Origin of the sequence: Marivita sp. (assembly GCF_020055635.1) — a bacterium.
Classification (GTDB): domain Bacteria; phylum Pseudomonadota; class Alphaproteobacteria; order Rhodobacterales; family Rhodobacteraceae; genus Marivita.
In genome coordinates this window covers 1-2,724 of the sequence record NZ_JAIPUT010000170.1, presented here as the reverse complement: position 1 = coordinate 2,724, position 2,724 = coordinate 1, and the positions used below count along the sequence as shown (strand labels likewise).

Sequence of the window (2,724 nt, the reverse complement as noted above, 5' to 3'; positions counted from 1 at the left end):
CTCGCGAGGGTTTTCCGGGATCTTCTCGAGCCGGGCCATGCCGCCGATCGGCAGCAGCGTGATGTCCGGTGTCCGGACGCCGTATCTGCGCGCCATCAGCGCATGGCCAAACTCATGCGCAACCACACAGGCAAAAAGCGCGAGAACGAAGGCCAGATTGGCAAAGGCTGCCGCAGGACCCTCGGCAAGCCATGTGGCCGTGCCAATCCAGGCGAGCAGCAGAAAGAACGTAGCATGGACCCGGAGGTCCGAGCCAAGAATGTGACCGATGGAAAAGGACCATGACATGCAAGAAGAGTAGTCGCTCTTGCGTCGCAGTGGAATAGGGACATGGCTGCCCTTGAAGGGTTCTACCAAGACGAGTCGGCAATTACCCAAGAAGGAGGACGGTCACATTGCAAAAAGCACCTGCATGAAAATCTTGACGTCAATTTTGTTGAAATCCATCGATTTGGCAGAAGACTGGGCGCCGCTTGAAGTGTCTGAAAGCCTAAGGCAAAATTATAATGCGGGCATTGTCCGTGGTAAAATGAGTTGTCCTTCACCACGTCGCTCTGCATGCGTGATGGAGCCTGCGCAAAGAGCCGCGAGTGTGTCAGTAATTGCGACCGCTGCCATGTCCAGAGTGACTATTCCTCCAATCAGCCCTTCTACATTAACGTCGATTTCTGCTCCCCAATCGCGCAGGGTTTGTGGATTTCCGCAGATTTTTATCGTGGGAGCGAGTGGCATTCCAGAGGGGTTATAAACGCCCATCGCGAACAGTGTGACCTGTGCGCCGGATAGCACCATCCCGGACAAAGACACTGGGCTAAAGAACGGGGTATCCATGAAATAAAGGCCGGACCTCTCTGGTTTTTGAGCAAACGCCAAGCAACCCACAAATTTGCTGGTACCGATCTTGCACACGGCTCCCATTGTCTTTTCTATCAGCGTGGACAAGCCAGCTTCGATGTTTTCGCGCGTGGGATTGACGCCGCGATAGTCGGTTCCGTCAGCACGCATCATGGCCTCTTCTGCCGCAATGCAGGCAAGGATCGCCTGGGCAATGGCGGGGCTTTCAGATTGCGCATGAATGACCGGTTCGCTGCCGATAAATTCAGCTGTTTCAGACACGATTGCCGTGCCGCCAGCAGCGATTAGCTCGTCAACAAATCGGCCTATGGCGGGATTGGCACAGGTAGCCGAAGAGGCGTCGGAGCCGCCACATTCCAAGGCAACGGTCAAATCACCAAGGCACAGCGGCGCGCGTGGCGTTTGCTGTGTTTGTGCCGTGAGGCGCTCAAGCGATCGAGCGGCTGCGTCTATGGCTGCGTCGTACCCCCCAGATCCCATAAGCGTGACAACTTCGAAGGGGCGTCCACAGTCGGCCAACGCTGACCTCAGAGCGTCAGCGGCCCCGCGATCATGCGTCACGGCAAGAAGTGCACCTGTATTTGGGTGGGTTGCGATTGCGCGAAGAGCGTGATCCTGCAAGCTAGCATCACGTCCACGCACGCCACGTTCCCATCGCGGAGCAATAAGCAAGGCGGATGGAACTCGGCCAACTGCACGTTCAGTGACACGATCAGTAAGCGCGACGGTCGAAAGGGCAACGACATGATTGCGCAGGCCAATGTGCCCATCGTGGCGAAGATAGCCCGTGCCGATCTCAGGCGATGTTGTGGACATGGACATGCTCTCCGGCGGCGATGTTGGCTGTGGCGGTGCCGATGACCACGCCGTATTTGATAATCTGCGCACCTTGCTGGATTGGGATCAGCGCAAATTTGTGACCAAAGGGGATCGCGGGTGAAATTTCAATTCCGCTAGCCCGTGTCAGGGTCTCAGCGCTGTCAAGAATGGTGGCAACGTTGTCCTTGGGATCAATTGTCAGGCTGATCCGTTCTCCAATGGGTTGCGTGGTCTGTTTCATGCCCAAAGCCGCGTCACACCCGCGCTTTGCGATAGACCATGTGTTCCGAGGTGAAGAAATGCTGCGTGGACGCGCCGTTAGACCCACCGACACCCAGAGCTGAGGCTTTTACACCGACGAATGGAACGTGATCTTCCGGGAAGGTGCCGCCATTCACATGAAGCATCCCTGACTGGCTGTCGCTCAGGAACGTATCAATCACCGGTTCGCGTTCCGAATAAAGGCAGGATGTCAGGCCGAACGCCACCGCGTTAGCAATCTCAAGCGCATGTTCGGTTGATTGGTATGGGATCACGGCCAGTACGGGGCCAAAAACCTCTTCGCGGGCGATTTCCATGTCCGGTGTCACATCGGTCACGATGGTGGGGGCGTGAAAATAGCCGCCGGTGTTGCGGGTCGGCATGTCCCCACCGGTGCGGATGTCTGCCCCGGCGGCGCGTGCGCGCTCGACAAAGCCCGACACCTTTTGCAGATGGTCCGCGCTGACCAGCGGAGCCATGGTGATCCCGTCTTCCAGCCCGTCTCCGACGCGCGCGGCTTGGGCGCGTGTGACCAGCCCATCAATTGTGCGCTGCGCGATGTCTTGTGACACCAGAACGCGCGAGACGGCGGTGCAGCGTTGGCCCGACACCGCAAAGGCGCTCAGCTTGGCCTTCAGCGGGTTCACCCCGATGATCTCGGCGGCGATGTCCATGTCCCGGATGGCCATCCATTGCCGCCCCTGCATCCCCCGTGTCAGGTTCCGCGCCACGATCGCACAGACCACGGTGAACACGAGACAAAACAGATACGCCGCCCAGGGCGCGGTC

Annotated in this window: 5 protein-coding genes; 1 reads left to right on the top strand and 4 read right to left on the bottom strand. The window is 58.1% G+C overall.

All coding sequences use genetic code 11. From position 1 onward, the window contains the following. Positions 1-288: site-2 protease family protein (locus tag LCF60_RS24240; protein WP_292295089.1), on the bottom strand; the 288-nt coding region annotated here is incomplete at its 3' end. A gap of 42 nt (positions 289-330) precedes the next feature. Between LCF60_RS24240 and LCF60_RS24235 the strand changes: the two genes are divergently transcribed. Next, positions 331-477, top strand: coding sequence for a hypothetical protein (locus LCF60_RS24235; RefSeq protein WP_292295088.1), 147 nt, complete (start codon positions 331-333; stop codon positions 475-477). Positions 478-501: 24 nt separating this feature from the next. On the opposite strand, the gene LCF60_RS24230 is transcribed toward LCF60_RS24235, so the two are convergent. The 3 genes from LCF60_RS24230 to LCF60_RS24220 all read right to left on the bottom strand — a co-directional run. Beyond that, on the bottom strand, positions 502-1,671 hold the full coding sequence (locus LCF60_RS24230) for a UxaA family hydrolase (protein ID WP_292295087.1): 1,170 nt from the start codon (positions 1,669-1,671) through the stop codon (positions 502-504). Next, a complete protein-coding gene (locus LCF60_RS24225) occupies positions 1,652-1,915 on the bottom strand; it encodes a UxaA family hydrolase (RefSeq protein ID WP_292295086.1) in 264 nt (87 codons plus the stop codon). The genes LCF60_RS24230 and LCF60_RS24225 overlap by 20 nt, the downstream gene beginning before the upstream one ends. 13 nt (positions 1,916-1,928) lie before the next feature. Next, the coding region (locus LCF60_RS24220; protein WP_292295085.1) for an aldehyde dehydrogenase family protein at positions 1,929-2,724 on the bottom strand (796 nt) is incomplete at its 5' end.